The following is a 25,345-nucleotide window of genomic DNA, read 5'->3' on the forward strand; positions in this document are numbered from 1 at the left end:
CGGCGGGGAAAGGGAATACACCCCGCCGAAACCGCTGCTGTGAACCTTCGGAGGTACGACGATGACGACCACGGACGACGACCGGAACTACCGCATCGAGCACGATTCCATGGGGGAGGTGAAGGTCCCGGCCGACGCCAAGTGGCGCGCCCAGACCCAGCGCGCCGTGGAGAACTTCCCGATCTCCGGGCAGCGCATCGAACGCGCCCACATCGAGGCCCTCGCCCGCATCAAGGGCGCCGCGGCGAAGGTGAACGCGCGGCTCGGGGTGCTGGACAAGGACATCGCCGAGGCGATCCAGGAGGCGGCCGGCGAGGTCGCCGAGGGCAGGTGGGACGAGCACTTCCCGGTCGACGTGTTCCAGACCGGCTCGGGGACCTCGTCCAACATGAACACCAACGAGGTCGTCGCCACCCTCGCGAGCGAACGGCTCGGGCGTGCCGTGCACCCCAACGACCACGTCAACGCCTCCCAGTCGTCCAACGACGTCTTCCCGTCCTCCCTCCACATCGCCGCCACCGCCGCCGTCACCCGCGATCTGGTGCCGGCCCTGGAGCACCTGGCGGCCTCCCTGGAGCGCAAGGCCGAGGAGTTCGCCGACGTGGTGAAGTCCGGGCGGACGCACCTGATGGACGCCACGCCCGTGACGCTCGGCCAGGAGTTCGGCGGATACGCGGCCCAGGTGCGGTACGGGATCGAGCGGCTGAACGCCTCCCTGCCGCGCCTCGCCGAACTGCCGCTGGGCGGGACCGCCGTCGGCACCGGCATCAACACCCCGCCGGGGTTCTCCGCCGCCGTCATCGAGGAGGTCGCCCGGGTCACCGGGCTGCCGCTGACCGAGGCGCGCGACCACTTCGAGGCGCAGGGCGCCCGGGACGGGATCGTGGAGACCAGCGGCCAGCTGCGGACCATCGCCGTCGGTCTGACGAAGATCGCCAACGATCTGCGCTGGATGTCCTCCGGACCGCGCACCGGCCTCGCGGAGATCAGCCTCCCCGACCTCCAGCCCGGCTCCTCGATCATGCCCGGCAAGGTCAACCCGGTCGTCCCGGAAGCCGTGCTGATGGTGTGCGCGCAGGTCATCGGCAACGACGTGACCGTCACCACCGCCGGCGCCTCGGGCAACTTCGAGCTCAACGTGATGCTGCCGGTCATCGCGAAGAACGTGCTGGAGTCGATCCGGCTGCTCGCGAACGCCTCCCGGCTGCTCGCCGACCGCACGGTCGACGGGATCGTCGCGCACCGCGACCGCGCCCGGGAGTACGCCGAGTCCTCGCCGTCCGTCGTCACCCCGCTCAACAAGTACATCGGCTACGAGGAGGCCGCCAAGGTCGCCAAGAAGGCGCTGGCGGAGCGGAAGACCATCCGGCAGGTGGTGCTGGAGAGCGGCTACGTCGAGCGCGGGGACCTCACCGCCGAGCAGCTCGACGAGGCGCTGGACGTGCTGCGGATGACCCGGCCGTAGGGCGTCGTGCCCCGGGTGAACCGTGACGGGGGCCGCAGCGTCGTGTGCCCGGGGCACCTAATATCTGCGCATGGCAGAGGGCGGAGCGGTGAGACGCGGGGACGCGGGCGGCGCGGCGGGCTTCTGGGCGCCCGGGACGCAGATCCTGTGGCGGTACCGGGAGAACGGCGGCGCGCGCTTCCACATCGTGCGCCCCGTCACGGTCGTGCGCGACGACTCGGAGCTGCTCGCCGTGTGGATGGCGCCCGGCACCGAGTGCGTGAAGCCGGTGCTGGCCGACGGCACACCCGTGCACCGGGAGCCGCTGGCCACCCGGTACACCAAGCCGCGCGCCGTGCAGCGCGACCGCTGGTTCGGCACCGGTGTGCTGAAGCTGGCCCGGCCCGGTGAGCCCTGGTCGGTGTGGCTGTTCTGGGACCCGGACTGGCGGTTCAAGAACTGGTACGTGAACCTGGAGGAGCCGCTGGCCCGCTGGGCGGGCGGGGTGGACTCCGAGGACCACTTCCTGGACATCTCCGTGCAGCCGGACCGCAGGTGGCAGTGGCGGGACGAGGACGAGTTCGCGCAGGCGCAGCACGACGGACTGGTGGACGAGGCACTGGCCGGGAGGGTGCGGGAGGCCGGCCGGGCCGCGGTGGAGGTGATCGCCGCCTGGGGGCCGCCCTTCTCGGACGGCTGGCAGGACTGGCGCCCGGATCCGTCCTGGACGGTACCGTCACTGCCACGGGACTGGGACCGTACTCCCGCGCATCTGTCCCCGTGAGACCCTTGATACGCCCCCGGGCAAGAAACGTAGGATCGTCCTCCGCAAGGGCACGGGGGCAGCAACCAACGGAACAGTCGCTGGGCTTGACCGATCGTCACCGAGGGGCGGCAGGACGTGAGCGAGGGGTACGGCAACACCGGTACGGGCCGGGAAAGGTCGGCCGGCGGCACAGGGGCAACCTCTGACCACGCGGGAATTCCGTTCCTGAGGCACGTATTGCGGGTATCGGAGTTTCGGCGGGACGAACTGCGCTCACGACGCGCAGTCCCGGACGGATGGACTTCACACGCGTGACGGAGCAGCCGACCTCCTTCGACCGCCCGCAGCCGGGCGTGGACCCCGCGGATCCCCGCGGGGCACTCGTGCGTACCCAGGAACCGGTCCGCGCGCCGGGCACGGGAGCCGCCTTACCGGCGCAGGCCCGCTCCGGCGGTGAGTCCGCCGCTCCCGGGGCCGCGCCCCCCGCGTCGCCGGGCACGGTCGCCTCCGGCCAGGACACGGCCGCCGGCCCCGTCTCCGAGCACTCCCAGCCGGGCGCGGGCCCCGGTGCCGAGCCGGACACGCACCGGCCGCGGCCCGCGCCCGAGGGCATCCCGGTCCAGCCGGCGGCGGGTCAGGACGGCCGCCCGGCGCAGGGGCAGGGCGGCCGGGAGCGCCGCACCGGGCAGGTCACCACGCCCGGACGGCCCACGCCGATGCGGCGGGACGGGGACCGGCTGAGGTTCGTCGGCGCGGCGACCCGGCGGATCGCCCGCGGCATCGACCTGGACGAGATCGTGATGGGGCTGTGCCGGGCCACCGTGCCCACCTTCTCCGACACGATCCTGGTCTATCTGCGCGAGCCGCTGCCGGTCGGTGACGAGCGGCCCACCGGCCCGCTGGTGCTGCGGCTGCGCCGCAGCGACCGGATCCCCGCCGAGCGCGACACCGAGGGCGGGTTCGCCCCGATCGCCCCGCCGGAGCCGAACGAGCTGGACTCGGTCGGCGAGGAACTGTGCACGGTGCGGCCCGGCAGCGCGCTCGCCGAGGTGCTGCGCGGCGTCCGGCCGGTGTTCACGGACGCGCCGGCCGCCCGCGCCGCGCTGCCCGAACTCCTCGGCGAGGACGGCGCCGCGGCCGTACCGGACGGACAGCGCGCGATCCTCGCGCCGCTGCGCGGCCGGCGCCGGGTGATCGGCGCCGCGCTGTTCCTGCGCCGCCCGGAGCGCATCCCGTTCGAGGCCGACGACCTGCTGGTCGCCGCGCAGCTCGCCACGCACAGCGCCCTCGGCATCGACAAGGCGGTGCTGTACGGGCGCGAGGCGTACATCGCGGACGAGCTGCAGCGCACCATGCTGCCGGAGCACCTGCCCCGCTGCACCGGCGTGCGGCTGGCGTCCCGCTACCTGCCGGCCGCGGAGACCGCGCGGGTCGGCGGCGACTGGTACGACGCCATCCCGCTGCCGGGCAGCCGGGTCGCCCTGGTCGTCGGGGACGTCATGGGGCACTCCATGACGTCCGCCGCGATCATGGGCCAGCTGCGCACCACCGCGCAGACCCTGGCCGGGCTCGACCTGCCGCCGCAGGAGGTGCTGCACCACCTCGACGAGCAGGCCCAGCGGCTCGGCGTGGACCGCATGGCGACCTGTCTGTACGCGGTCTACGACCCGGTCTCGCACCGCATCACCGTCGCCAACGCCGGACACCCGCCGCCCGTCCTGCTGCACCTGGGCGGCCGGGCGGAGGTGCTGCGGGTGCCCGCGGGCGCCCCGATCGGCGTCGGCGGGGTGGACTTCGAGGCCGTGGAGCTGGACGCGCCCGCCGGGGCGACCCTGCTGCTGTACACCGACGGCCTGGTGGAGTCCCGGCTGCGGGACGTGTGGACCGGTATCGAGCAGCTGCGCGAGAAGCTCGCCGCGACCGCGCAGCTGACCGGCCCGGACCATCCGCCGCCGCTGGAGGCGCTGTGCGACGAGGTGCTGGACATGCTCGGCCCGGGCGACCGGGACGACGACATCGCGCTGCTCGCCGCCCGCTTCGACGGGATCGCGCCGAGCGACGTGGCGTACTGGTTCCTGGAGCCGGAGGACGCCGCTCCCGGCCGGGCCCGTCGCCTGGTGCGGCGGACGCTGTCCCGCTGGGGCCTGGAGGAGCTGAGCGACTCGGTGGAGCTGCTGGTCAGCGAGGTGGTGACCAACGCCGTGCGGTACGCCACCCGGCCGGTCACGCTGCGGCTGCTGCGCACCGACGTGCTGCGCTGCGAGGTCGGCGACGACGTGCCGCAGCTGCCGCGGCTGCGGCAGGCGCGCGCCACGGACGAGGGCGGGCGCGGGCTGTACCTGGTGAACCGGCTGGCCCGGCGGTGGGGCGCGACCCGGCTGAGCACGGGCAAGGTGGTGTGGTTCGAACTGAACCACGGCTGAGTCACGGTCGGCCCGCGGCCGGGACCCGGTGGGTCACGGCCGGGCCGTACGAACGGCGTCAGGGGCGCCCGGTGATCCCACCGGGCGCCCCTGACGTCCTGCCGCGTCCCTTCCCCGTCTACTCCTGCCGGTCCGGCTCCGGATCGTCCGGGTTCTCCGGGATCTCGAAGGTCGGCGGGGTCGTCGGCGGCTGCGTCGGCGGCTGCGTCGTCGGGGTCTGGCTCGGCGGCTGCGTCGTCGGCGTCTGGGACGGGGTCCGGGACGGCGGCTCGGTGGTCGGCTCCTCGGTGGTCGGCTCCTGGCTCGGCGTCCGCGACGGCGACTGCGTCGCCGACGGCGTCCAGGACGGCTTCACGGCCGCGCCCTGGCTCGTCTCCAGGTCGAACCTGCTGGTCTCCTCCATCACGCCGAAGGTGTACGCCGCCCAGATCTGCGCCGGGAAGCCACCGCCGTTGACCCGGGGCTCGCCGCCCGCGCCGTACATCTTGACCTGCTTGTGCGGCGGCTTGTCGTCCTCGCCGAACAGGCCGACCGTGGTCACCAGGTCGGGCGTGAAGCCGGCGAACCAGGCCGACTTGTTGTCGTCCGAGGTACCGGTCTTGCCGGCGACCTGCTGGCCGTCGCGCAGCGGGTTGTCGCGGACGGCCCGGCGCGCCGTACCGTCGTCGACCACGCCGGTCAGCACCGAGGTGACCGTGTCGGCGGCCTCGCGGCTGATGACCTGCTCGCCGATCGCGTCGGGCACGGTGACGGTCCGGCTGCGGTGCTCCGCGGACTTGACGAGTGTCGGGGTGGTCTTCTTGCCGTGGTTGTCGAGCGTGGCGTAGACGCCCGCCATCTCCAGGGGGCTGGCGCCCATGGAGCCCAGGGTCTGCGCGGGCACCGCCTGGAGGCCCTCGACGTCCATGCCGAGCTTGCCGGCGGTCTCCATCACCTTCTCCATGCCGACGTCGACGCCCATCTGCGCGAAGACGGAGTTGACCGACTTGTTCATCGCCGTCTGGACGGTGATGTCGCCGTAGTTCCGGTCGTCCTCGTTCTCGGGGGCGAAGCCGACCTTCCGGCCGTTGTCCACGACCGGGCGTTCGCTGGTGCCGTCGTAGAGGGTGTTGGCCGTGATCGGCTGCCCGTCCTGCGTCTTCGCCTGCTCCTCCACGGCGGCGGCCAGGATGACCGGCTTGAAGGTGGAGGCGGGCTGGTAGTCGTCGCGGGTGGCGTTGTTGAAGTAGTGCTTCAGGTAGTCCACGCCGCCGTACATCGCCACGACCGCGCCCGTCTTCGGGTCCACGGACACGGCGCCGGCCTGGACGTCCGCGTCGACCTTGCGCTCGTCCGGGTCCAGCTTGTCGGTGAGCTGGGTCCTGACGGCCTTCTCCAGCGCGGCCTGCTTCTTCTTGTCGATGTTGAGCGTGATGGTCCAGCCGCCGGCGTCGACGAGCGCGTCGGCCTGCTTGGCGTCCTCGGCGGCGCCCTCGGCGACCAGCTGCTTCTTCAGCGCGGCGTTGGCCGCGTCCACCAGGTAGCCGGTCTGGCCCGCCATGCCCGGGTCGCCCTTGGGCTCCTTGGGCACCGGGAACTCCATGCCCGACCGCTCGGACCGGTCGAGCCAGCCCTCCTCGACCATGTTGTCCAGGACGTAGTTCCAGCGGTTCTTGACCAGCTGCCTGCCGTTCTCGGAGGCGACCGCCCAGTCGTACTGGCTCGGTGCCTGGAGCAGTGCGGCGAGGTAGGCGCCCTGCTCGACCGTGAGGTCCTCGGCGTCGACGCGGTAGTAGGCCTGGGCGGCGGCCTGGATCCCGTAGGCGCCCCGGCCGTAGTAGCTGGTGTTGATGTAGCCGGCGAGGATGTAGTCCTTGGGCTTCTCCCGGTCCAGCTTCAGCGAGATGACCAGTTCCTTCAGCTTGCGCGTGACGGTCTGTTCCTGCGTCAGGTAGTAGTTCTTGACGTACTGCTGGGTGATCGTCGAACCGCCCTGCGCGCCCTTGCCGGAGAGCGTGTTGAGCAGGCCGCGCGCGGTGCCCTTCAGGTCGACGCCGGCGTCGCTGTAGAAGGTCTTGTTCTCGGCGGCGACGAAGGTCTTCTGGACCGGCCTGGGTATCTGCGCCAGGTCGACGACCTCGCGGTTGACCTCGCCGTCGCGGGCCATGATCGAGCCGTCGCTGTACTTGTAGACGTTGCTCTGCCGTTTGGCGTCGGCGTTCCCCTCGGGGATGTCGATCATCATGTACAGCACGATGAAGGCGCCCATGCCGAGCAGGCAGAGCCCGAAGAACGTGCCGACGATCTTCTTCCAGGTGAAGAGGCGGCGTATGCCGGTGCGCCCGGCCGCTCCGGACGAACGGCGGCCCCTGGGTGCCGCACGGCGCCCACCGCGCTGTCGTGCGCGTCTTTCTTCCGCTCGTCCCATGCGTCCGTTCCGCTCCGCTTCGTTCGTGTGTGCTCGGCAGCCACACAGGTTCGCCGCTCAGGTCAGCTCAGAAAGCTAACACCGGGAGCTATGACAAAGGGCCGCCGATCCGGCCTTTACGGGCGTGACAATCAGCACCCACCCCAACGGAACCGACGTACGGGAGAGGCACAAGGTTGCCGGGATGCGATAAAGTGATATCACTTAGATAGTCCAGCGCTAGCCGTGCACCTCACGCACGGAGAGCGCCCGAAGAAACGGGGGATCACCCATGTCCGCACACGACACGCAGGTCACGGCCGACGTGCCCGAGATGCCGGCTCCGCGCGTGCGGGAGTTCGCGGCGCACAGCATCGGGGGCGGGCTGGCGCTGCTGCTCGGGCTGGTCGGGCTGCTGATCGGCGCGGGGCTGATCGTGACCGCCACGGCGGTCACCGGGGCCGGCGCCAAGGCCGTGCTGATCATCGGCGGCATCCTCGTCGCCCTCGCCGCGTTCCTCGCGATGTGCGGGCTGAACATGGTGGCGCCGGGCGAGGCGCGGGTGGTCCAGCTCTTCGGCCGCTACCGGGGCACGATCCGGCAGGACGGCCTGCGCTGGGTGAACCCCTTCACCTCGCGCACCAGGATCTCCACGCGCGTGCGCAACCACGAGACCGCCGTCCTCAAGGTCAACGACGCGTACGGCAACCCGATCGAGCTCGCCGCGGTCGTGGTGTGGCGGGTGGAGGACACCGCCCAGGCGACCTTCGAGGTGGACGACTACGTCGAGTTCGTCTCCACCCAGACCGAGGCGGCCGTCCGGCACATCGCCATCGAGTACCCCTACGACGCCCACGACGAGGACGGCCTCTCGCTGCGCGGCAACGCCGAGGAGATCACCGAGAAGCTCGCCGTCGAACTGCACGCCCGCGTGGAGGCGGCCGGCGTGCAGATCATCGAGTCCCGCTTCACGCACCTCGCCTACGCCCCCGAGATCGCCTCGGCGATGCTCCAGCGGCAGCAGGCGGGTGCGGTCGTGGCGGCGCGGCAGCAGATAGTGGAGGGCGCCGTCGGCATGGTCGAGTCGGCGCTGAACCGGATCGCCGAGCAGGACATCGTGGAGCTGGACCCCGAGCGCAAGGCGGCGATGGTGTCCAACCTGATGGTGGTGCTGTGCGGGGACCGCTCCGCGCAGCCGGTCCTCAACACCGGGACCCTCTACCAGTGACCGGCCCCTCGGACTCCCCCGAGGGCACGGCCCCTCGGCGCAGGCCGCAGCAGCGCAAGCAGGTGCTGCTGCGGCTGGACCCCCTGGTGTACGAGGCGCTGGCCCGCTGGGCCAACGACGAGCTGCGCTCGGCCAACGCCCAGATCGAGTTCCTGCTGCGCCGGGCACTCGCGGAGGCGGGCCGCCTCCCCGGCGAGGCGGGCCCCCTCCCCCGCCGCGGCCGCCCACCCGCACCACCACCGGACGCCCCTGCCCGCCGCCCTCCCGGCGACTCCCCCGGGTGACCACCCGCCGCCCGTCCCCGACGACCGCCCCGGCATCCGGCCCCAGTGACAGAACCGTGACAATCGGCTCCCACCTGGGGCCCCGCACCCCCCGCCACGGTCTGCACACTCGGCGTATACACAGGGCGTATACACGGTGTGTAGAGTGCTCGGCATGTCCATCGGTCACACCCTTCTGGGGCTCCTGGAGTCCGGCCCGCGCCACGGCTACGACCTGAAGCGGGCCTTCGACGAGAAGTTCGGTCACGACCGGCCGCTGCACTACGGCCAGGTCTACTCGACGATGTCCCGCCTGCTGAAGAACGGGCTCGTCGAAGTCGACGGCATCGAGTCCGGCGGCGGCCCCGAGCGCAAGAGGTACGCGATCACCGAGGCCGGCATCACCGATGTCGAGCGCTGGCTCGCCACACCGGAGAAGCCCGAGCCGTACCTGCAGTCGACGCTCTACACCAAGGTCGTCCTCGCCCTGCTCACCAGCCGCGACGCCGCCGACATCCTCGACACGCAGCGCTCGGAGCATCTGCGCGGCATGCGGATCCTCACCGACCGCAAGCGCAAGGGCGACCTGGCCGACCAGCTCATCTGCGACCACGCCCTGTTCCACCTGGAGGCCGACCTGCGCTGGCTGGAGCTGACCGCGGCGCGCCTCGACAAGCTCCGTGAGGCGGTGGCCCGATGACCTCCGCCCCCGCCGGCACCCTGCTCGCGGCCGAGGACCTGCGCAAGGCCTACGGCCCGACGACCGCGCTCGACGGCGCCGCGTTCTCCATCCACCCCGGCGAGGTCGTCGCCGTGATGGGACCCTCCGGGTCGGGCAAGTCGACGCTGCTGCACTGCCTCGCCGGTATCGTCACGCCCGACTCCGGGTCGATCACGTACGACGGGCGTGAGCTGACCGCGATGAACGACGCCGGGCGCAGTGCGCTCAGGCGCTCGGAGTTCGGCTTCGTCTTCCAGTTCGGGCAGCTCGTGCCGGAGCTGACCTGCGTGGAGAACGTCGCCCTGCCGCTGCGGCTGAACGGCACCCCCCGCAAGGAGGCCGAACGGGCGGCGCTGACCTGGCTGGAGCGCCTGGAGGTCGACGACGTCCGCAAGAAGCGGCCCGGCGAGGTCTCCGGCGGTCAGGGGCAGCGGGTCGCCGTGGCCAGGGCGCTGGTCACGGGCCCGCGGGTGGTGTTCGCCGACGAGCCGACCGGCGCGCTGGACTCGCTCAACGGCGAGCGCGTGATGGAACTGCTCACCGACGCCGCCCGGTCCGCGGGCGCCGCCGTCGTCCTCGTCACGCACGAGGCGCGGGTGGCCGCGTACTCCGACCGCGAGATCGTCGTACGCGACGGCAGGTCCCGGGACATGGAGCGCGTCATATGAGGGCGCGGCAGTGGGCCCGCGATCTGGCCATGGGGACCCGGTTCGCCTTCGCCGGCGGACGCGAGGGATGGGTCAGGGCGCTGCTCACCGCCGTCGGCGTCGGACTGGGGGTGGCGCTGCTGCTGCTCACCACCGCCCTGCCGGGCGCACTGGCGGAGCGGAACCGGCGCGAGGAGGCGCGCCTCGACTACACCTTCGCCCAGGAGGTCATGCCCAAGGCGGACGACACCCTGGTCGTCGCGGACATCGACACCACCTACCTGGACCGGAACGTCCGCGGCCGGCTGATGGAGCCGGAGGGCGCCGAGGCACCGCTGCCGCCCGGCCTGGAGGAGTTCCCGGCGACCGGTGAGATGGTCGTCTCCCCGGCGCTGAGGGAGCTGCTGGACTCCGACCGCGGCGAGCTGCTGCGCGAGCGGCTGCCGTACGACGTCGTGGGCACGATCGGCGAGCAGGGGCTCATCGGCTCGCAGGAACTCGCCTACTACGCCGGCGCCGAGGGGCTCGCGGAGCGGATCGACGGCTCCACGGTGGCCCGCATCGACGAGTTCGGAAACCCCCACCCGACGGAGGAGGAGACGGACCCGGTCCTGGTCCTCCTGGTCCTGGTCGTCTTCGTGGTGCTGCTGATGCCGGTCGCCGTGTTCATCGCCGCGGCCGTGCGGTTCGGCGGCGAACGCCGCGACCGCAGGCTGGCGGCGCTGCGGCTGGTCGGCTCCGACAGCCGGGCGACCCGGCGGATCGCCGCGGGCGAGGCGCTCGCGGGGGCACTGCTCGGGCTGGTCCTCGGCACCGGTTTCTTCCTGATCGGGCGGGAGGTCGCCGCCTCCTTCGAGGTGTTCGGCGTCAGCGTGTTCCCCAGCTATCTGAACCCCTCGCCGCTGCTGGTCCTGCTGGTCGCGGTGGCGGTCCCGGCGGCCGCGGTGCTGGTGACGCTGCTCGCGCTGCGCTCGGTGGTCATCGAACCGCTGGGCGTGGTGCGCGCGGCACGCCCCGCGCGGCGCCGGCTGTGGTGGCGGCTGCTGCTGCCGCTGGGCGGGATCGGCATGCTCACCCCCATGATCGGCCAGGGCCGGGAGAACGGGGACTTCAACCAGTACCTGGTCGTCGGCGGCGTCATCTGCCTGCTCGTCGGGGTGACCGCGCTGCTGCCGTGGATCGTCGAGACGGTCGTCGCCCGGCTCGGACGGGGCAGCCTGTCCTGGCAACTCGCGGTGCGCCGGCTGCAGTTGAGCAGCGGTGCGGCGGCCCGCATGGTCAACGGCATCGCGGTCGCGGTGGCCGGGGCGATCGCGCTGCAGATGCTGTTCGCCGGGGTGGAGAGCGACTACACCGAGGCCACCGGCTACGACGTGTCGCGGGCCCAGATGCAGATACGGGTGCCCGAGGGCACGGACCTCGCCGCGGCCGCGGCGAAGCTGGAACGGACCGAGGGCGTGCGGCGGGTCCACGCCCTGTCCGAGGGCTACTTCCACGACACGCCGCCGCCGAAGGAACCGCAGCTCGGCGCACTGCTGACCATCGGCGACTGCGCCACCCTGCGGGAGGTCGCGAAACTGCCGGACTGCCGGGACGGTGACGCGTTCGTGCTCCGCGGCGGCGACTACGACGACGAGACGGCGTCGCTGAACGAGCCCGGCCGGAAGCTGTACCTGGAGACGCAGGAGGACTCCGGCGAGACCGGGACCGTCGTCTGGACGCTCCCCGAGGGGGTGGGGCAGGCCGACGCGATCGAGGACCCGACCGGCACCAGGCGCAACGGCTTCCTGATGACCCCGGGCGCGATGCCCGCGGGCATGGCGCAGGCGGTCAGCGGGGAGCTGTACCTGGCGATCGACGACTCGGTGCCGCACGCCCGCGAGTACGCGCGCAACACGGCGGCCACGATCGATCCCCTGGCCGACCCGATGGACTGGTCCACCACCGAGCATTCCGAGCGCTACGCGTCCATCCGCACCGGCCTGTTCGCCGGCGCCACGGCCGTGCTCGCGCTGATCGGGGCCAGCCTGCTGGTCTCCCAGCTGGAGCAGTTGCGCGAGCGCCGCAAGCTGCTGTCGTCCCTGGTCGCCTTCGGCACCCGGCGGCGCACGCTGAGCCTGTCGGTGCTGTGGCAGACGGCGATCCCGATCGGGCTGGGGCTGCTGCTGGCGTCGGCGGTGGGCATGACGCTGGGCGCGGTGCTGCTGCGGATGACCGCGACGTCGGTCCGCGTGGACTGGCCGAGCGTGCTGCAGATGACCGGGATCGGCGCGGCGGTGGTCGTGGTGGTGACCCTGCTGAGTCTGCCGCCCCTGCTGCGCATGATGCGCCCGGACGGCCTGCGCACGGAGTAGCCCCCGGCGGCCGGAAGGGCCGGGAGGTGCGAGAGGTGCGGGAAGAGCACAAGGCCCGGGAAGGTCCGGAAGGCGTGCCGCGGGTCAGTCCCGCACGATCCGTACCGGCAGGTCCCGCATCGCCTCGCGCAGTGCCGCCGCCAGTTCCTCGTACTCCGCCGCCCTCGCCGCGCCCGTGCGCATGGCGAGGGCGATGCGGCGGCCGGGGGCCGGATCGGCGAAGCGGCCGGTGAGGAGCCGGCCGGAGCGGGTGGTCTCGACCTGGACGGCGGTGCGCGGCAGCAGCGTCACGCCGAGGCCGCCCGCGACCAGCTGCACGAGCGTGGACAGTCCCGCCGCCGTCGTGGTGGCCGCGACCCCCGCGCTTCCGGCCTCGCGGCAGATGTCGAGGGCCTGGTCGCGCAGGCAGTGGCCCTCGTCCAGGAGGAGCAGGTTGAGCTCGCGCAGCACCGTGCGGGGGATGCCCTCCCGGCCGCCGAGCCCGTGGCCGACCGGCGTGACCAGCACGAAGTCCTCGTCGAACAGGGGAAGTTCGGTCACCCCCGGGACCCCGAGCGGCACCGCGAGCAGCAGCAGGTCGAGCCGGCCGCCGGCCAGCCCGTCCAGCAGGCTGGCGGTCTGCTCCTCGTGCACCTGGAGGTCGAGGTGCGGGTAGCGGTCGTGGACCAGCCGCAGGACCGTGGGCAGCAGGTACGGTGCCACCGTCGGGATCACACCGAGTCGCAGCGCTCCGGTGAACGGCGCCCGCAGCGCGTCCGCCTCCTCCACCAGCGCCCCGACCTCCGCCAGCACCGCCTTGGCGCGGGCGGCGAGCCGCTCGCCGGCCGGTGAGAGCAGCACCCTGCGCGTCGTACGCTCCAGGAGCGTGACACCGAGTGCCTCCTCCAGCGCCGACACGGCGCCCGACAGGGCCGGCTGGCTCATCCCGATCGCCGCGGCGGCGTCCCGGAAGTGGAGATGCTCGGCCACGGCGGCAAAGGCACGCAACTGCGCGATGCTGGGTTGCCTGCGCCTTTTACGCACAGTCACCAATAGCTACCTCCGATCAACACGACCGAGTGTAGCTATTTCACTAATCAATGCACCCTGTGCCAACATCAATAAGGTCCAACCCATGGGAAACACCTGCAAAACGGGTGTTTCTTCGCTGCAAGGAGAGCCTGTGCTCACTGTCGGTGACAAGTTCCCCGAGTTCGAACTGACCGCCTGCGTCTCGCTGGAGAAGGGCAAGGAGTTCGAGACGATCAACCACAAGACCTACGAGGGCAAGTGGAAGGTCGTCTTCGCGTGGCCCAAGGACTTCACCTTCGTGTGCCCGACCGAGATCGCGGCCTTCGGCAAGCTGAACGACGAGTTCGCCGACCGCGACGCCCAGATCCTCGGCTTCTCCGGTGACTCCGAGTTCGTCCACCACGCCTGGCGCAAGGACCACGACGACCTGCGTGACCTGCCGTTCCCGATGATGGCGGACTCCAAGCACGAGCTGATGCGCGCCCTCGGCATCGAGGGCGAGGACGGCTTCGCCCAGCGCGCGGTGTTCATCGTGGACCAGAACAACGAGATCCAGTTCACGATGGTGACCGCCGGCTCCGTCGGCCGTAACCCGAAGGAGGTCCTGCGGGTCCTGGACGCCCTGCAGACCGACGAGCTCTGCCCGTGCAACTGGTCCAAGGGCGACGAGACCCTGGACCCGGTCGCGCTGCTGGCCGGGGAGTGACCTGACATGTCGCTCGACTCCCTGAAGTCCCGTATACCGGACTACGCCAAGGACCTGAAGCTCAACCTGGGCTCGGTCATCGGCAACTCCGACCTCCCGGCCCAGCAGCTGTGGGGCACGGTGCTGTCGACGGCGATCGCCTCGCGCTCGGCCATCGTGCTGCGCGAGCTGGAGCCGGAGGCGAAGGCGAACCTGTCGCCGGAGGCGTACACGGCCGCCAAGGCCGCCGCCGCGGTGATGGCGATGAACAACGTCTTCTACCGCACCCGTCACCTGCTGTCGGACCACGAGTACGGCAACCTGCGCGCCGGTCTGCGGATGAACGTCATCGGCAACCCGGGCGTCGACAAGGTCGACTTCGAGTTCTGGTCCTTCGCGGTCTCCGCGATCAACGGCTGCGGCATGTGCCTCGACTCCCACGAGCAGGTGCTGCGCAAGGCCGGCGTGGAGCGTGAGGTCATCCAGGAGGCGTTCAAGATCGCCGCGGTGATCCAGGCGGTCGCCGCCACGCTGGACGCGGAGGCGGCCCTCGCGGAGTGACACCGCGCCCGTCCGCGCAGCGGGCCCGTCCACCGGTCGTGGTGGACGGGCCCGCTGTCGTCTACGGAGGTCCGCTACCGGTCGGGCGTGTCCCCCGTCCGCTTCTCCTCCGGCGGAGCCGGCGGAGCTGCCGGAGGCGGAGTCGGCGGTTCCGTGCCGGTGGGCGCCGGCGCGGGGGCGTGCGCCGATGACATCGCCGTCGCACCCCGGGGCCTGACGGCCTGCCGTACGGCCGCCTCCTGGGAGTACGCGCGCAGGTAGCCGACGACGGTGTTGGTCACCGCGACCAGCGGTACGGCGACCACCGCGCCGCCGATGCCGGCCACCATGCCGCCCGTGGAGACCGCCAGCACCACCGCGAGCGGGTGGACGCGCACCGCGCGGCCCAGGATGAACGGCTGGAGGATGTGCCCCTCGATCTGCTGCACCGCCAGGACCACCGCCAGCGTCATGACGCCCGTGAACACGCCCTGCGTGACGAGCGCGACGACCACCGCCAGCGCTCCGGAGACCACCGCACCGACGAGCGGGATGAAGGAGAACAGGAAGATGAAGACGGCGAGCGGCACCGCCATCGGCACGTCGAGGAAGTAGATGCCGAGGCCGATGAAGATCGCGTCGATCAGGGCCACCACCACCGTGCCGCGCACGTACGCCGTGAGCGTCCGCCACGCGGCCGGCCCCGCGCCGGCGACACCCGGACGGGCCGCGGCCGGGACGAGCTTGAGCGACCACTCCCAGATGCGCCTGCCGTCGTAGAGCAGGAACAGCGTCGAGAAGGCCGCCAGCAGGAGGCCGGTGAGCGTCTCGACGACGACCGTCACGCCCTCCAGGCCCGCCGAGGTGATCTGCTCGGTGTTGGCGCCGACCGCCTCCCGCAGGTTCTTGGCGATCTCGTTGATCTGCTTGTCGGTGACGTGGAAGGGGCTGTTGAGCAGCCAGTTGCGCAGCTCGTCGATGCCGTCCTGGACCTGGTCGGAGAGGTGGTCGATGTTCTCCATGACCTGCCAGGTCACGAACCAGCCGATGAGGCCGATCACGACGAACCCGAACAGTGCCGTCAGCGCGGTGGCCGGTCCGCGCGGGACCCCTATCCGGCACAGCCGCGCCACCGTCGGCTGCAGCAGCGCCGTGAGCAGCAGCGCGATCACGAACGCCAGCACCACCAGCTGCACGGCGCTGATGACCCGCATGAGCACCCAGACCGTGCCGGCCAGCACCAGCAGCCGCCAGCCGGCCTCGGCCGCGACCCGCACCCCCCACGGCACGGCCTGCGCCGGATCGGGCCGGGCCGGGACCAGGGGGGCGTGGTCGGGCGGCGGCGGCACGGACTGCGGGACGGTCTCCCGTTCGGACTCCTCGTCCTCCCGGCCGCCCCGCTCCACCTCGGCGCGTCGCTCCTCCAACCGCTTGCTGACCTCGGTCAGTCGGGCTCCGACCCGGCCGAGCCACCCTGGCACTCGCGACATGATCCGTCCTCTTCCCCCGTTGCTCCCCACCACTCCCCCTGGAGTCATCGGTCAGACCGTACATGGCGAAAGCCCCGCACCGTAGGACGGTGCGGGGCTGTGCCGGGGTTGAGCGGCGGCCGGGGGACCGGACCGGAGGACCGGGGGAGCCGGGTGGCTCCCGGGGCTTCTAGTACCAGTGGTTGGCCTGCCAGAACGACCACGCGCCGCAGGGGCTGCCGTAGCGGTCGTTCATGTAGTTGAGGCCCCACTTGATCTGGGTGGCCGGGTTGGTCTGCCAGTCGGCGCCGGCGGAGGCCATCTTGGAGCCCGGGAGCGCCTGGACCAGGCCGTAGGCGCCGGAGGAGGGGTTGACGGCGCGGTAGTTCCAGGTGGACTCGTGGTCCACGATGTTGCTGAAGCACTGGAACTGGTCGGCGGGCACCATCTGGCGCGCGATCGCCTGCACCTCGGCGACCGTGTACGAGCTCTGGACGGCGATGTCGGAGGCGTCGCGGGTCGCGGAGCGGCTGGCGGCGGTCTTGGCCTCCGCGCGCTCCTTCGCCTCCTGTTCCGCCTTCGCCCTCGCCTTCGCCGCCTTCTCGGCGGCCTCCTTCTTGGCGATCGCGGTTTCGGCGGCGGCCTTGCGGGCGGCCTCCTCCGCGTCCTTCTTGGCGCTCACGTCCGCGGCGATGGCCATGGTTTCGGCCTGCTGCGTCAGGGACGCGGTCTGCACCTGGGCCTGCTGGCCCGCGGGGATGTCCGCGAGCAGCGTGGTGCCGCTTGCCGTCGCTTCGGCGTCGTTGTTCTGCGCGGTGCTGCCCGAGGCAACGCCGACGACGCTTCCGACAGCGGTGACCGCGGTGGCCGAGGCCACTGCGAATCCCCGGACCGAGATCCGGCTCACACGGTTTCCTTCCAGCATCGCCCGCTTCGGTGACCCTCGCGGACGCAATCGTGCCCCTGACACTGGCCTCCCCAACTGCGGGTCACGGGAGGCACGGGCCCGGTGGGCAACTCCCACGGAGGGAGCGCCGCGTGCTGCTCGGGCGGCATACGACGACGCTATGCAGTTGAAACAGTGTCTTGCCGTGGTGCCGTACCTGCCCCACAACAAAAGTGTGGGGGTACCCCAGGGGTACAGGTGTGTCGTATGCGGGGCCTGACAGGAGTGAGACTCTGCCGTAACCCGACGGTGCAAGGCAATTCCCCGTTGCGTGTGAAAGCTCACACCCCGTTCGCTCCCGGGGAATCCAGGAAAGCCACACACGCGCCGGCGCCGCCCGGCTAGGCTCTACGCCTTTCCGGACGGCGCCAACTACCGCGTAAACGGCTCTTGCTGGAACCCGCGGGTCAGATCTGCCCGTCTTCGAGCATTTCGGTCACAAGGGCGGCGATCTGGGACCTCTCGGACCGCGTCAGGGTGACGTGCGCGAAGAGCGGGTGACCCTTCAGCTTCTCGACGACGGCGACCACACCGTCGTACCGGCCGACCCTCAGATTGTCCCGCTGGGCGACATCATGGGTCAGAACGACCCGCGAGTCGGCCCCGATACGGGACAGAACGGTCAGCAGGACGTTCCGTTCCAGCGACTGCGCCTCGTCCACGATCACGAACGCGTCGTGCAGCGAGCGGCCCCGGATGTGCGTCAGCGGCAGGACCTCCAGCATGCCGCGCGCGGTGACCTCCTCGATGACCTCACGGCTGGTGACCGCCGACAGCGTGTCGAAGACGGCCTGCGCCCAGGGGCTCATCTTCTCCGCCTCGGTGCCGGGCAGATAGCCGAGCTCCTGCCCGCCCACCGCGTACAGCGGGCGGAAGACCATCACCTTCTGGTGCTGCCGGCGCTCCAGCACCGCCTCGAGCCCCGCGCACAGCGCCAGCGCCGACTTGCCGGTGCCGGCCCGGCCGCCCATGGACACGATCCCGACGTCGGGGTCGAGCAGCAGGTCGAGCGCGATCCGCTGCTCGGCGCTGCGGCCCTTGATGCCGAACACCTCCCGGTCGCCGCGCACCAGCCGGATGTTGCCCTCGGCGGTGACCCGCCCCAGCGCCTTGCCGCGCTCCGACTGGATGGTCAGCCCGGTGTGCACGGGCAGCTGGGCGGCTTCGGGCACGTACACGTGCCCCTCCTCGAAGAGGATGTCCACCTGCTCGCCGGGAAGGGTCAGTTCGGACATGCCGGTCCAGCCGGAGGCGTCCGTGATGGCGAGCTCCGCGCGGTACTCCTCGGCGAGGAGACCGACGGAGGACGCCTTGATCCTGAGCGGCAGGTCCTTCGACACGACGGTGACGTCGAACCCCTCGGCCTGCAGGTTGCGGGCGACCGCGAGGATGCGGGAGTCGTTGTCCCCCAGGCGGTAGCCACTGGGCAGCACGCTGGGGTCCGAGTGGTTGAGCTCGACCCGCACGGTTCCGCCGAGGTCCCCGGTCGGAATGGGGGCGTCGAGACGGCCGTACCGCACCCGGTAGTCGTCCAGCAGACGCAGCGCCTGACGGGCGAAATAGCCGAGTTCGGGATGGTTCCGCTTGGCCTCCAGTTCCGTCACCACGACGATGGGGAGCACGACCTCGTGCTCGTCGAAGCGGTTCAGGGCGTTCGGGTCGGCCAGCAGAACGCTGGTGTCGAGAACATAGGTGCGCCGGTCGGGCTTGTGGCGCTTTGCGCTGGTCACCACGGAAGGACGTACCCCCTCGGATGAGGTCGGGGAGCGACGGAGTGGATGCTGGGCCGGGCGGGCGGGAACAACGCGGCCGGTGAACGGCCCCCATGCGCAGCGGGCCGAGAACCGGCCCTCCGCTGCTTCTTCCGTGCCGTGACCACACGGTGGGGCTGATGCAAAGGGCCTCCCGGGCGGACGGCTCCCATGCCGCCCGCTGAGATCCGACACCCGTGGTTCGGGTGTCGACCTGTCTGGGTTATGCCCTCGAACAAGCCCCGCCATGCCACGGCATATGACGGCGCGCTGGTGAATTGCGCGTTACGCGGGGCGTTCGGCCCGGGTGCGCGGGCACGCGCGGGCAGTCCCGCGCGGGAGGCCGGGCGGACCCGGACGGACACGCTCCGGGGCCCGGACGGGCCCGTGCGGGGGCCGGTGACCTGCGGGAACGCCGGGGGACGCCGGGAAGGCGGTCGGCCGGGGCCGGTCAGCCGCCGTAGCGCCGGTGGCGGGCGGCGTAGTCGCGCAGCGCGCGCAGGAAGTCGACCTTGCGGAAGGCCGGCCAGAAGACCTCGCAGAAGTAGTACTCCGAATGCGCGGTCTGCCAGAGCATGAATCCGGACAGCCGCTGCTCGCCGCTGGTGCGGATGACGAGGTCCGGGTCGGGCTGGGCGCGGGTGTAGAGGTGACGCCCGATCATGTCGACGTCGACGGCCTCGGCGAGCTCGTCCATCGAGACGCCCTTCTCGTGGGCGTCGAGCAGCATGGACCGCACCGCGTCGGCGATCTCCTGGCGGCCGCCGTATCCGATGGCGACGTTGACCACTATCCCGTCGATGTGCGCGGTGGCCTCCTCGGCCTCCTTCAGGGTGGTCTGCATCCCGGAGGGCAGCAGGTCGGGCGTCCCGACGTGGTGCACTCGCCAGCGTCCGTCGGCGGCGAGGGTGCGGACCACGTCCTCGATGATGCCGAGCAGCGGGACGAGTTCCTCCTTCGGCCGGTCGAAGTTGTCCGTCGACAGCAGCCAGAGGGTGACGACCTCGACGTCCGTCTCGGTGCACCAGCCGAGGAACTCCTCGATCTTGTCGGCACCGGCCCGGTGGCCGTGGACGGTGCTGGAACCCGCGGCCTTCGCCCACCGGCGGTTGCCGTCCATGATGACGCCGATGTGCTTGGGCACCTGAGCGGTGTCCAGGTGGCCTTCCACCCGGCGCGCGTACAGCCTGACCAGCAGGCCGCGCAGCTTGTCGCGCAGGTTCACGTGATCGTCAGCCCCTCCGTACGGATCGGACAGGGACGGCACCCGCCGCGGCACGCGGCGCGGCCCGTTCCCGGCCGCGGGCGGCCCCTGTCCGTGTGGCGGTCCCCGGAGGCGAAGCCTACCCCTGCCGGGGCGGGGGTCCCCAAAGTCCGGGGGTGATGCGTTTGTCGGATGTGCTGCGGCGGCACACCGTTTGCGCGGTACCGCCGGAACCAGTCGCCCGCGCCGCCCTGTCCGAGCAGGACGATGACGGCGACCGCGCTGCCGAGCGGCAGGACGCCCAGCGGGACGCCCCGCGCCGTCGCGCTGAGGGCGAACAGGATCTGGAGGGAGGCCAGGACGATGGAGGCGGTCCGCACGCCGTTGCCCGCCTTCGGGTACCGGAACGCCAGGACGAAGAGCACCAGGGCCATCAGGTACGTCCCGAGGAACCGCCCCGCCGCCTCGGCACCGGCGGCGACACCGGCCAGGACGGTGAGCAGCACCCCGAGCCCGGTCGTCGCGAAGATCACCACCTGGGCGGCCCGCACGGTGCCGGGCATGACCGTGGGCCGGGACGGGTCGTGGTACGGCGGGACGCCGGCCGCCCGGGCGTGGGGCGGAACACCGGCCGCCGGATACGGCTGGGCTGCTCCGGGCGCCGGATACGACGGAAAGCCCGGCGCCTGGGCGTGGGGGGCGGAGTGGGCGGGATGGACGGGGTGGCCCGGAGCACCGTGGGGGCCGGGCGACTGACCGGGCGCGGCGGGCAGGCCGTACTGACCGGGGTGGCCGTGCGGGCCTGGTGGGCCGCACCGACCGGGTCGGCCGGGCGGTCCGTACCGGCCGTACGGACCGGGCCGGTCGGGCCGCGGTACGGATGGCGGGGCCGGATGCTCGTCGACATGCCCGGGACTCCAGCCAGGGGGTCGGAGCGGAGAAGAAAAACGGGCCGGTCCGTGGGGGGGAGACGGACCGGCCCGAGGGGGGGTTTCCACCATAACCCTTCGTAAGTGATGCTGCGTGCATCGGCGTGCCACAACTACTCTCCGGAATCGGATGACGACGCCTCGGCGTCCGCGGAAGCCGCCGTTCAGGCCGCCCGCGTGACCGAAACACAGCGGTATTCCGCCGAAAAACGCGCGCCGAGAGGCGACTGTGCAGGATGTGACGCCACAGGACCCGCATCGCGACAACCCTTCCGGCCGTCCCCCCGACGGGTGACCCGGCGCCGAACGCCGGCTTGACCCGCCCCGCGGCGAGCGGCGTACGGCGGGATGCGGGGCACGGGCACCGCGCAGCCCCCTCCACCGCGCGGTGCCGCCCGCGCAGCTTTGCTTGCGCGAATTACCTTGGTCTGAACTTACGTGATGCCGGGCCTCGGAGGCGAGCCGCCCCCGATAACGATGCGGAAACTCCGACCTCGACTCGCCGCAAGAACGAACAAGAAGAGCGAGAAGAACGAGAAGAGCAAGGGGGGCAAGGGGGACGAGAAGGGCGGCGAGGAACGAGAGGGACGGGAAGGGAAGAGGGCAGGCACCGCTGTCGTCACCGCGCCGTCCGGCCGGGGCCGGGCTTGCGCGCCTCGATGAGATGGCGGGTGCTGTGGGCCACGAACGCCCCCTCGGTCTCGATCCGCTCGTGCAGGGCGCGCAGCCGCGGCAGATACGCCTCGACGGTGAAGCCCGGGACGATCCAGATGACCTTGCGCAGGAAGTGGACGACGGCGGCGATGTCGTGGAACTCCATGCGGAGCCGTTCGGCCCGCAGATCGACGACCTCCAGCCCGGCGGCCTCGGCGTCCCGCCGCTCGCGGTCGGGGTGCCGGGCGTTGCGCCGCTCCTCCGGCTGCGGCCCGAGGAAGTACTCGACGAGTTCGTAGACGCTGCCGGGCCCGACGTGCTGGGCGAAGTAGGTGCCGCCGGTCTCCAGCACCCGGGCGATCTCGGCCCAGCGCGCTTCGACGGGATGCCTGCTGACGACGAGGTCGAAGGCCCCGTCGGCGAAGGGCAGCGGCGCGTCCTCGGGCGAGGCGACCACGGCGACACCGCGGGGCCGGAGCAGGGCGGTGGCCTTGGCGACGTTGGGCGGCCATCCCTCGGTGGCGACGGTGAGCGGGGGACGCCGGGGGGCCTTGGCGAGGGCGAACTCGAGCACCTCCCCTCCCCCGGTCTGGATGTCCAGCGCGGCACCGGCCCGGCCCAGCCGCTCGGCCATCGACACGGCGTACCCCCAGGAGGGCCTGGCCTCGGTGGCCCGGCCCTCGAACCAGGAGAAGTCCCATCCCTCGGTGGGGACGGAGGCGCCCTCCGCGACGAGATCGTCAAAAGAACGGGTCCGCTTGTCCGACATGCCCCGATCATGCAGGACCGGGATGCGCCTCGTCGGCCGGATTACGACCGGATCACGTCCGGGTCACGTCCGGGTCACGACACCAGCGGCCGTACGTCCTCCGCCACGAACCGCACGAAGCCCTCGGGGTCCGGTTCGTCGCCGGTCGGCTGGAGGACGACCGAGTCGGCCCCGGCCTCGGCCAGCCGTTGGACCGCCTTGGCGACGGCGCCCGCGTCCCCGGCGACCCCGAGGTCCGGCTCCGCGCCGACGCCCTCGGCGACCAGCTCGGCCCGCAGCCGCTCGCCGGCGCCGGGTCCCGTGGCGGCGAGCAGGTAGACGACGACCTTGTGCGGCTCGGCGCCGCGACCGGCCGCGACGCGCCCCTCGTCGATGAGCCGGCGTGCGTGCCGGACACCTTCCGGTGAGGTGGTGGCGGTGAGGATGGTGCCGTCGGCGGCCTCACCGGTGAGCCGCACGGTGCGCGGCCCGGTGGCCCCGGCCAGCACCTCGACCTCGTGCTCCGGCGGCCAGTCGAGGGCGACGTCGTCGAGCTTGACGTACCGCCCGTCGGTCGTGATCCGCTCCCCTCGCAGCAGGCCCCGCAGCGCGACGAGGTGCTCCCGCAGCAGGGTCACCGGCGACTCGGCTCTCGCCCCGACCTGGCCCATCCAGTCCTGCACCCCGTGTCCGACGCCGAGGATCGCGCGCCCGGGGAACATGCGGTGCAGGGTGGCGGCCTCCATGGCGGTGACGGCGACGTTCCGCAAGGGCACGGGCAACAGCCCGATCCCGACCCGCACCCGCTCGGTCCACGCGAGCGCGGCGGCGGCGGCCGACATCCCGCCCTCCCGGAAACAGTCCTCCCACAACCAGAGCTCCTCGAGCCCCACCTCATCCGCGAGCCGGGCAACGGAACGAAGACGCTCGGGGGCGAGCTGCGGACGGAAGACTGCGCCGAGTGTGGTCATGGTGGGGGTCCTACCCGGCAGGGGGCGGGTGAGTAACCACGTCGACGGAGCAACGGGCCCCCACCGGCTTGCTCACGCACCGCCGCTCGCGTTCCCCAGGGGATTGTCGAAATCGACGCTCTCGGCGATCAGCCGCAGAATCGCCCGGTACTCGTCCCGTCGCCCCTGGGCCGTCGTGGTGAGCGTGAGCACGGCGAGGCGTCTGCCGTCCGGGTGGGGCAGGTGCGCGTGCAGTTGGAGGAGCGGTTGCCGCGGCAGCCCGCTGCCGGGGGTCGGTGCCGACACCGTCTCGCTGAACGTGGCGGGCCCGCACGGAAGTTCGGCGAACTCGATCCGCGCGTGCCCGTCGGTGGACGTCACCGCACGGGCCGCGGTGACGCCTCGCGGGGCAACGCCGGTGTCCCGCCATGAAACGGTGAAGAGAGAGAACAACGGCACCCTGCTGTTCCCGGCGGACACGTCACCGACGTCGTCGCGGTGGAGACCGATGGAGCAATGGACGGTGCCGACCTCACGGAGCGCGGCCAGCAACCGCTGTGCCGTGGCGAACTGAGCGATGAAATGCTGGCGTGCTCCGTCATCTGGAACAGCGTCGAGAAGCGGAGTGACCGCCGCTCGCAGATCATCCGCTGCCCGGGAATCAGGAGAAGGAAGCAGCGCGTCGAGGGGAAGGGCCGTGAAGCCTGCGGGCTCGAAAAACCAGAGCTCCGCATGAGGGTCGTTGAACGAGTCGTCGAGGACGATTGTCAAATTGGCCACAAGTGATTCCGTACGTGAATCAGGGTTGGGCAGGAGAGGTTCCGACGCGCCTACTACGCTCTATGTCCTCCGCAGTGGCCCCCCATTCGACATATCGCCGCCCCCTTGCAGTTCCATTCGCTGCTCGAGTACGTGGAGCCGACGAGGTCGGGTGCCTCCGCGACCCGGTGCAGCGATGAGTCCGATGAAGCGGGGATCGCCGGCGAACCAAACCGTCTCGATATCCGCCTTCAGTACGGACTTGGCGCGAGGTGCCATCCTGCGGTGCCACCACTCTGTACGGTGATGACGAGGAAAGACGAGCGGCAATCGGTGCTGAGAACGGGCTGGGTTGGAGAACTCGAACCACCCGTAGTGCTTACTGACGACCTCGGAGTGATCCGCCAATCCATACGGAATGAACCGAAGAACCTGCCAGGGGTATGTCAGCATGATGCGCCGCATGCGAAGGGCTGGACGAAAATAGCACAACTGCACTACCAGTCGATAGAAACAGTAGCAGAGCGGAGGCAGGAAGAGGAAGGTCAACCCTGGAGACAGGAACACGACCAGCGCGTAAAGCAGACCGAGCCAGGAAGCGATCCACCCCAGCAGGCCGACGAAATTCATCAGCATGTGTCCTGTCCAAGACCGACGACTAGGTGGGTGGTCCCAAGCCACACGGCACGCTTCAGGATTCACAACTCCGTCTCTCCTCACTCGGACATCAGAAGGCGTGACGGATGACATCAAAGATTCCGGCATTGTCCAGAATCAATCGCGCTCCGTCGACACCTGCGACGGCCTCATCCTTGATTCCGTCGTCGCCCGCGTCCACGATCTTGTTATAGAGGCCAAATCCAGCAGTACTGACGCCGACCAGTCCTGACGTGGCTGCCACTGCCTTGGCTGCGGCATCGGGGTTGCTGAGGCCCCGAACGGCCCGTGCGACAAAAGGATTGTCGAGCCGAGAAATGGCCTGCATGTTGTCCGCTGTTTTGGTACCGAGCAGCACTGCCTTCTGTGCGAGCGAAAGCGTTGCCCCACTCGTGCGAAGCGTGTTCACAGCTCCTTTGGCTCCTGCTGCAACCGCTGAGAGGCCGGGAACCGCCCCGGCGGTATCTGCTCCCACCGACACCAGGTTGCTCCAGAAGTCCGCATCGAGCTCACCTTTGGTGAAGCCGTCCTTCAGAGACTCCACCGTCTCGGGATTCGCAAGGAGTCGCAGACCGAGCGCCGTCGCACTCAGCCCGGACGCCGTGAGCATCAGCACCGCCACCATCGCCAACCCGAGCGGTCCCGCAAAGAGGATCGCCACGACGCCTGCGGTTCCGGCCAGAAAGCTCAGGACGTCCGGCAGGTTGTCGTTCAGCCAGTCGAGTGCCTCGTCGAACCAGCCCGGCTCCTGCGGCGCCAGCTTCTTCGTCGCGTCGCGGATCTTCCTCGCACGGTGCTGGGCCCGGCGCT

Annotated in this window: 21 protein-coding genes and 1 pseudogene; 10 read left to right on the forward strand and 12 right to left on the reverse strand. The window is 71.2% G+C overall.

From position 1 onward, the window contains the following. Nucleotides 1–61: 61 nt before the first annotated feature. The 3 genes from RIM90_RS13050 to RIM90_RS13060 all read left to right on the forward strand — a co-directional run bounded on the left by RIM90_RS13050 (nt 62) and on the right by RIM90_RS13060 (nt 4,633). Complete coding sequence (locus RIM90_RS13050; RefSeq protein ID WP_309060831.1) at nt 62–1,465, forward strand: class II fumarate hydratase; 1,404 nt, start codon at nt 62–64, stop codon at nt 1,463–1,465. A 70-nt stretch (nt 1,466–1,535) separates the two neighbouring features. Then, complete coding sequence (locus RIM90_RS13055) at nt 1,536–2,228, forward strand: DUF402 domain-containing protein (RefSeq protein ID WP_309060832.1); 693 nt, start codon at nt 1,536–1,538, stop codon at nt 2,226–2,228. 278 nt (nt 2,229–2,506) lie between these two features. Further along, nucleotides 2,507–4,633 (forward strand): SpoIIE family protein phosphatase, encoded by a 2,127-nt coding sequence (locus RIM90_RS13060; protein WP_309060833.1) that lies wholly within the window; start codon nt 2,507–2,509, stop codon nt 4,631–4,633. A gap of 118 nt (nt 4,634–4,751) precedes the next feature. Here RIM90_RS13060 and RIM90_RS13065 read toward each other — a convergent pair whose 3' ends face one another. Further along, nucleotides 4,752–7,040, reverse strand: coding sequence for a transglycosylase domain-containing protein (locus RIM90_RS13065; protein WP_309060834.1), 2,289 nt, complete (start codon nt 7,038–7,040; stop codon nt 4,752–4,754). 271 nt (nt 7,041–7,311) lie between these two features. Here RIM90_RS13065 and RIM90_RS13070 point away from each other — a divergent pair, with 271 nt between their 5' ends. From RIM90_RS13070 to RIM90_RS13090, 5 genes are all read left to right on the forward strand, one after another. Continuing rightward, a complete protein-coding gene (locus tag RIM90_RS13070) occupies nt 7,312–8,247 on the forward strand; it encodes an SPFH domain-containing protein (RefSeq protein WP_309060835.1) in 936 nt (311 codons plus the stop codon). Next, nucleotides 8,244–8,531, forward strand: coding sequence for a hypothetical protein (locus RIM90_RS13075; RefSeq protein WP_309060836.1), 288 nt, complete (start codon nt 8,244–8,246; stop codon nt 8,529–8,531). The genes RIM90_RS13070 and RIM90_RS13075 overlap by 4 nt, the downstream gene beginning before the upstream one ends. 154 nt (nt 8,532–8,685) lie before the next feature. Continuing rightward, nucleotides 8,686–9,210, forward strand: a complete 525-nt coding sequence (locus tag RIM90_RS13080; RefSeq protein WP_309060837.1) for a PadR family transcriptional regulator — start codon at nt 8,686–8,688, stop codon at nt 9,208–9,210. Then, nucleotides 9,207–9,899: an ABC transporter ATP-binding protein gene (locus tag RIM90_RS13085; protein WP_309060838.1), complete on the forward strand. Its 693-nt coding sequence runs from the start codon at nt 9,207–9,209 to the stop codon at nt 9,897–9,899. The genes RIM90_RS13080 and RIM90_RS13085 overlap by 4 nt, the downstream gene beginning before the upstream one ends. Continuing rightward, nucleotides 9,896–12,232: an FtsX-like permease family protein gene (locus RIM90_RS13090; protein WP_309060839.1), complete on the forward strand. Its 2,337-nt coding sequence runs from the start codon at nt 9,896–9,898 to the stop codon at nt 12,230–12,232. The genes RIM90_RS13085 and RIM90_RS13090 overlap by 4 nt, the downstream gene beginning before the upstream one ends. 84 nt (nt 12,233–12,316) lie before the next feature. On the opposite strand, the gene RIM90_RS13095 is transcribed toward RIM90_RS13090, so the two are convergent. Further along, the gene (locus RIM90_RS13095) at nt 12,317–13,261 is read right to left on the reverse strand and encodes a LysR substrate-binding domain-containing protein (RefSeq protein ID WP_309060840.1); all 945 of its coding nucleotides are present in this window, start codon (nt 13,259–13,261) and stop codon (nt 12,317–12,319) included. A 133-nt stretch (nt 13,262–13,394) separates the two neighbouring features. On the opposite strand from RIM90_RS13095, the gene RIM90_RS13100 reads away from it, so the two are divergent. Continuing rightward, nucleotides 13,395–13,949 carry a peroxiredoxin gene (locus RIM90_RS13100; protein ID WP_309060841.1) on the forward strand — a complete coding sequence of 185 codons (555 nt, stop codon included), beginning with the start codon at nt 13,395–13,397 and terminating at the stop codon, nt 13,947–13,949. 6 nt (nt 13,950–13,955) lie between these two features. Beyond that, nucleotides 13,956–14,489 carry an alkyl hydroperoxide reductase gene (locus RIM90_RS13105; RefSeq protein WP_184818023.1) on the forward strand — a complete coding sequence of 178 codons (534 nt, stop codon included), beginning with the start codon at nt 13,956–13,958 and terminating at the stop codon, nt 14,487–14,489. A gap of 74 nt (nt 14,490–14,563) precedes the next feature. On the opposite strand, the gene RIM90_RS13110 is transcribed toward RIM90_RS13105, so the two are convergent. The 10 genes and pseudogenes from RIM90_RS13110 to RIM90_RS13155 form a co-directional block, all read right to left on the reverse strand. Continuing rightward, nucleotides 14,564–15,958, reverse strand: a complete 1,395-nt coding sequence (locus tag RIM90_RS13110) for an AI-2E family transporter (protein WP_309060842.1) — start codon at nt 15,956–15,958, stop codon at nt 14,564–14,566. Between the two features lie 169 nt (nt 15,959–16,127). Next, a complete protein-coding gene (locus RIM90_RS13115) occupies nt 16,128–16,844 on the reverse strand; it encodes a transglycosylase SLT domain-containing protein (protein WP_309060843.1) in 717 nt (238 codons plus the stop codon). A 446-nt stretch (nt 16,845–17,290) separates the two neighbouring features. Further along, nucleotides 17,291–18,616, reverse strand: a complete 1,326-nt coding sequence (locus RIM90_RS13120) for a PhoH family protein (RefSeq protein WP_309060844.1) — start codon at nt 18,614–18,616, stop codon at nt 17,291–17,293. A gap of 469 nt (nt 18,617–19,085) precedes the next feature. Beyond that, the gene (locus RIM90_RS13125) at nt 19,086–19,859 is read right to left on the reverse strand and encodes an isoprenyl transferase (RefSeq protein ID WP_309060845.1); all 774 of its coding nucleotides are present in this window, start codon (nt 19,857–19,859) and stop codon (nt 19,086–19,088) included. Then, nucleotides 19,856–20,401, reverse strand: a complete 546-nt coding sequence (locus tag RIM90_RS13130; protein WP_309060846.1) for a hypothetical protein — start codon at nt 20,399–20,401, stop codon at nt 19,856–19,858. The genes RIM90_RS13125 and RIM90_RS13130 overlap by 4 nt, the downstream gene beginning before the upstream one ends. 985 nt (nt 20,402–21,386) lie before the next feature. Next, nucleotides 21,387–22,190 carry a class I SAM-dependent methyltransferase gene (locus tag RIM90_RS13135; protein WP_309060847.1) on the reverse strand — a complete coding sequence of 268 codons (804 nt, stop codon included), beginning with the start codon at nt 22,188–22,190 and terminating at the stop codon, nt 21,387–21,389. A 74-nt stretch (nt 22,191–22,264) separates the two neighbouring features. Further along, complete coding sequence (locus tag RIM90_RS13140) at nt 22,265–23,140, reverse strand: LLM class flavin-dependent oxidoreductase (protein WP_309060848.1); 876 nt, start codon at nt 23,138–23,140, stop codon at nt 22,265–22,267. A gap of 72 nt (nt 23,141–23,212) precedes the next feature. Next, on the reverse strand, nt 23,213–23,890 hold the full coding sequence (locus RIM90_RS13145; protein WP_309060849.1) for a hypothetical protein: 678 nt from the start codon (nt 23,888–23,890) through the stop codon (nt 23,213–23,215). A gap of 69 nt (nt 23,891–23,959) precedes the next feature. Next, nucleotides 23,960–24,514: a hypothetical protein gene (locus RIM90_RS13150; RefSeq protein ID WP_309060850.1), complete on the reverse strand. Its 555-nt coding sequence runs from the start codon at nt 24,512–24,514 to the stop codon at nt 23,960–23,962. 91 nt (nt 24,515–24,605) lie between these two features. Continuing rightward, a pseudogene (locus RIM90_RS13155) lies at nt 24,606–25,345 on the reverse strand (hypothetical protein); the annotation flags it as partial.

The organism is Streptomyces sp., from assembly GCF_031181555.1.
GTDB classification, from domain to species: domain Bacteria; phylum Actinomycetota; class Actinomycetes; order Streptomycetales; family Streptomycetaceae; genus Streptomyces; species Streptomyces fimbriatus.